Source organism: Protofrankia sp. Cj3, from assembly GCF_917627355.1.
In the GTDB taxonomy this organism is placed as follows: domain Bacteria; phylum Actinomycetota; class Actinomycetes; order Frankiales; family Frankiaceae; genus Protofrankia.
This window is the reverse complement of the sequence record NZ_CAKJTR010000016.1, coordinates 26,490-31,338: the sequence shown is the minus strand read 5'-3', so window position 1 is coordinate 31,338 and position 4,849 is coordinate 26,490. Positions and strand designations below refer to the sequence as shown.

At 71.0% G+C, this 4,849-nt stretch carries 5 protein-coding genes; 4 read left to right on the top strand and 1 reads right to left on the bottom strand.

The features are described from left to right. Positions 1-58: 58 nt before the first annotated feature. Complete coding sequence (locus tag MJ783_RS03800) at positions 59-817, bottom strand: metalloregulator ArsR/SmtB family transcription factor (protein ID WP_239308517.1); 759 nt, start codon at positions 815-817, stop codon at positions 59-61. Positions 818-1,191: 374 nt separating this feature from the next. Between MJ783_RS03800 and MJ783_RS03795 the strand changes: the two genes are divergently transcribed. From MJ783_RS03795 to MJ783_RS03780, 4 genes are all read left to right on the top strand, one after another. Then, entirely contained in the window at positions 1,192-1,725 is a 534-nt protein-coding gene (locus MJ783_RS03795) for a transcriptional regulator (RefSeq protein ID WP_239308516.1), read from the top strand. A 287-nt stretch (positions 1,726-2,012) separates the two neighbouring features. Continuing rightward, positions 2,013-2,954, top strand: a complete 942-nt coding sequence (locus MJ783_RS03790; protein ID WP_239308515.1) for an ABC transporter ATP-binding protein — start codon at positions 2,013-2,015, stop codon at positions 2,952-2,954. A 5-nt stretch (positions 2,955-2,959) separates the two neighbouring features. Then, on the top strand, positions 2,960-3,793 hold the full coding sequence (locus MJ783_RS03785; RefSeq protein ID WP_370651427.1) for an ABC transporter permease: 834 nt from the start codon (positions 2,960-2,962) through the stop codon (positions 3,791-3,793). 113 nt (positions 3,794-3,906) lie between these two features. Continuing rightward, on the top strand, positions 3,907-4,849 hold a 943-nt coding region (locus MJ783_RS03780), incomplete at its 3' end, for a heme A synthase (RefSeq protein WP_370651426.1).

Sequence of the window (4,849 nt, the reverse complement as noted above, 5' to 3'; positions counted from 1 at the left end):
TCGTCGCGCGCCCTTTGGCCCTCTGGCCGACTGTCGATCTCGGTCTCGGGAGTTGTGGTCATATGACAGGCCCCTCCGAGGAGGTGGAAGTGACGGGGTTCATTGCGGTAGCCGTACAGCCGGTGGAGGTGCCGGTGGACGTACTGGTAGCGGCAACGGGGGCAGACTCCAGGGGAACATGCGTCGTGCACACCCCGTCGCCGTGCGCGATTGTCGCGAGCCGCTGGACATGGGAGTCGAGCAACCTCGCCAATGCGGCGGTCTCCGCTCCGCAGAGCTCGGGAAATCGCTCCGCGACGTGCTGGACCGGGCAGTGGTGCTGGCAGATCTGGACGCCGGTCGGCAGTGACGAGGCGCTGGCGGTGTAGCCGGCGGCGGACATGGCCGCCGCCAGCACCGCCGGCCGGTCCGCCGGATCGGCGTCGGCCACCGCCGGCTTGACGCGGCGTTCCAGCTCCGCGGCGCGCGCCTCGGCGAACTCCGCGACACCTTGGTGGCCCGCGACGCCGGCGAGGAAACTCAGCGCGCTGGCCGCAAGGTCTTCGTACGCGGTCGGGCCCGCCGCGTGCCCGGCCGCGGTGAGCTGGTAGAGCCGGGCTGGACGCCCGCGGCCGCGGGGGCCCGCGGCCCGCGCCGACCGGATCGTGATCGTTTCCTCGGCGAGCATCGCGTCAAGATGCCGGCGGATCGCCGCCGGGGACAGGCCGAGATGAGCGGCGAGCGTGACCACGGTCGAGGGACCGAGTTCCAGGAGCAGGCGCGCGACACGGTCACGGGTACGGCCATCGGCCACCGTGCCGCTGGAAGCGTCGGGCATGCTTTTCACAACACCACTGTGCCCTATTTCCCGCCGGGGGTCGAACAAGCCTGTGTGCCGAGTCGGCGCGAGCTGTCGGAATACCTGACCATCGTGGCATCTGACCTGGGCGTGGACCATGTGATCGAGCCGAGCGTCTGATGCGCCACACCCCTTTCCCGGGCCGCGCCGAAGACGTGACGCGAGGTCTCCGGGAGCGCGGACGGGCCGGCGCCCGGCCCCGCCAGTACCTTCGGCGATCGAGCTACCACAGGCAGACCACTCCTATCAATATAGGATCATGAACGAGACGGTCGTCTCGCGGACCAACTCCTGCCAGGCTGCGGCAGGGGGGCGAACGGCGTCCCTGGTTCGTTGTGACCCGGACGGAGAGCGTGACCGAGGCCCACTCCGGTGCAAGCAGGGACTACGCCGCGGAGCTGGGGCACCGGCTGCGGGCCACCCGCCACCGACGCGGGATGTCCCTCCTCGACGTCCAGGAGCGGACCAACGGGCGTTGGACGGCAGGCACCCTCGGCGCCTACGAACGCGGCAACCGCGCGCTGCGCGTACATCGCCTGGTGGAACTGGCCGAGCTCTACGACGTAGCCACGATCATGCTTGTCCCGCCACCGTCGGCCAGGCCCGAGCTGGTACGGCTGCCGCCGCTTGCCATCGACCTGCACCGGCTGCGCAAACTGCCACCGACCCGCACCGGGCCACTGCGGCGGTGGATCGCGATCATCCAGGTGCTGCGCGCGGAGAGCTCCCGGGACGTGCTGCGCCTGCGGCGGACCGACCTGCGCCCGCTGGCCCGGCTGTACAGCACAACCCCGTTGATCCTGTACCAACGCCTCGGCGCCTGGGGCGCGCTCGCGGACCCGAGCCCCGGCCAGCGGCCCCCGTCACCTCGGGGACGGCACAGTTAGCGCATGTCTGCTGGATGGTGGCCGGTGGCCGGTGGCCGGTGGCCGATGCGGGTATCGATCCACGCGGTTGACGGTCCATCAGACCTGACCTGCGGCGTGCTTCGGAAGCCGTCGTTCGATCGGGAGCCGCGTCCAGATGGCTTTCGGGACACGCCCTGGCTGCTGCCGCCCGGATCTTCGCTGCCGCCCGGCCCTTCGCGTACCGGTGCCTGCCGTTACCTGCACCGATACATGCCGGCCGAGACATGCCGCGCGCCGTGCACGCAGTGGTCCGTAGGATCGCCAGTGTGGCGGAGGATCTGGCAGTCGAGGTTGCCGACCTGGTCAAGACCTACTGGCCACGTTCCGGCCAACCCATTCGGGCCGTCAACAACCTGTCGCTGAGCGTGGTAACCGGTTCGGTGACGGCCCTGCTCGGCCCCAACGGCGCGGGCAAGACCACCACCATCGAGATCTGCGAGGGCTTCCGGCACGCGGACGCGGGCCATGTGCGGGTGCTCGGTCTCGATCCTCGGCGCGACGTGGCCGCCCTGCGCCCTCGGGTGGGGGTCATGCTCCAGGCTGGCGGGGTCTACCCGGGTGCCCGAGCCGGCGAGATGCTCGCGCTGCTCGCCGCTCATCACCGCAACCCGCTGGACGTCGGCTCTCTGCTCGAGCGGGTCGGCATGGCCGGGGCAGCGCGCACGCCCTACCGGCGCCTGTCCGGCGGCCAGCGCCAGCGGCTGTCCCTGGCAATGGCGCTGGTGGGCCGGCCCGAGCTCGTCTTCCTGGACGAGCCCACCGCCGGCCTGGACGTGCAGGCCCGCCGAGCCACCTGGGAGCTGGTCGAAGAGCTGCGTGTCTGCGGGGTGACGGTGGTGCTCACCACCCACGCCATGGACGAGGCGGAGCGGCTCGCCGACCACGTCGTGATCGTCGACCATGGCGGGATGCTGGCGGCGGGCTCCCCGGCCGAACTGACCCGCGGCGGCGCCGAGGGGCAGCTGCGCTTCCGGGCACCCGCGGGTCTCGACATCGACCGCCTCGTGCTGGCCCTCCCGGACGGGACGGTCGCCCGTGAGGAGCCCGCCGGTCGCTACGTCGTGCACGGCACGATCGATCCGCAGCTGCTCGCGGCCGTGACCGCGTGGTGCGCAAGCAACGGTGTACTGGCCGAGGACCTCAGAGTCGAACAGCGCAGCCTGGAGGACGTGTTCGTGGAACTCACCGGCTCGGGGCTGCGTCCGTGACCGGCATGGACGCCGGTGCCAGCACCGGCGCACCATCCGAGACGACAGCGGCCGGACAGCTACCAGCCGCCCGGCGCCCACTCGATCTTCGCCCGGCGCCTGGTGCCGCGCGCTGGCCGGCCATGCTGCGGGCGCAGACGATGATCGAAATGAAGCTGACGCTGCGCCGCGGCGAATCAGTGCTGCTCACCATGATCATTCCAGTTGGCCTGCTGCTGTTCTTCACCGCCGTGGACGTGCTGCCCACCGGTGCGGGTGCGCCGGTGGACTTTCTCGTCCCCGGCGTCCTGGCCCTCGCGGTCATGTCGACGGCGTTCACCGGGCAGGCCATCGCGACCGGTTTCGAGCGTTCCTATGGTGTGCTCAAACGGCTCGGCGCCAGCCCCCTGCCACGCGTGATCCTGCTCGCCGGCAAGACACTGGCCGTGGTCGGCGTAGAGATCATCCAGGTTCTGCTGATAGTCGCCGTGGGCCTCGGCGCCGGCTGGCATCCGCACGGCTCCCCGCTGTCGGTGGCGTTGCTCCTGCTGGTGGCGACGGTGGCCTTCTCCGGCCTCGGGCTGCTCATGGCGGGCACGCTGCGGGCGGAAGCCACCCTGGCCGCGGCCAACGGTGTCTACCTGCTGTTGTTGCTCGTGGGCGGGATCGTCTTCCCGCTCTCCCGGCTGCCTGGCTGGCTGGCGAGCCTGGGCGCGCTGCTGCCCACGGCCGCGGCGTCGGAGGGACTGCGCGCGGTCCTGCGGGGCTCCGCCGGGCTGCCTGTCACGGATCTCGCCGTGTTGCTCGCCTGGGCCATCGGTTCGCTGGCCCTCGCGGCGCGGACCTTCAAATGGGAATAATCTTTTACGGCCATGGCGTACCCTGTCGGCACCCTGCCCGGCTCCCTCGCACCCACTAACTTCTACAGACGGTAGCATGACCCGCGATGAACGCATCGCGAAGAATACCGACAGTGAGCCCCACCGTTTTCAGGCGACTCACCCGGATCTCCGTCGCCTTGCTCGCGCTGATTGTCGTCACCGGCGGCGCGGTCCGGCTGACCGGCTCCGGACTTGGCTGCCCCACCTGGCCCACCTGCGGCGACAATTCGTTCGTCACCCGGCCGGAGTATTCCGCGCACGGCTGGATCGAATTCGGCAATCGCCTGCTGACAGTCGCCGTCGGACTGGTGATGCTGCTGCTGCCGCTGGTCTCCCTGCGGCTGCGCGACCGTCGCCGTGACCTCGTCATGCTCTCTTTCGGCCTGTGGCTGGGTTTCCTCGGCCAGGTGCTGCTCGGCGGGCTGACCGTCCTTTTCAAGTTGCACCCCGCGCTGGTGGCCGGGCACTTCCTGCTGTCGATGCTGCTGCTGGTGGACGTCATCGTGCTGGACCGCCGGGCCGGATCGGGCCCCGGCCCGGCCCGCCCCGTGGGCCGGCCCGAGCTGCGCTGGCTGGCCCGGGTGCTCACCCTGGTCGCCGGCGCCGTGCTGCTGCTCGGCACGGTGGTCACCGGCACCGGCCCGCACAGCGGGGACTCGGCCCAGGCCAGACGCTTCGGGCTCGATATCACCAATGTCGCGCAGCTGCACGCGGACGCGGCGATGGTGCTGGTGGGCCTCATGATCGCAATGGTTCTCGCGGTCCGTCTCGGGGAGGCGCGGGCTGAGGCCGTCCGCGCGACCACCGTGCTCGCCGCCGTCGTGCTGGCCCAGGCCGGCATCGGGTTCACCCAGTACTTCACCGGTGTGCCCGTGGGCCTGGTGGAACTGCACATCGCCGGGGCCACCGCACTGTGGATGATCACCCTGTGGGTCTGGCTCGCGATGGTCGAACGGCCGGCTCCGGACGCGCCCGCCGGTGCGCCGGCCGCCTGCGCGCCGGCCGAGCGCGGACCCGACGCGGTACCGGTCGGAT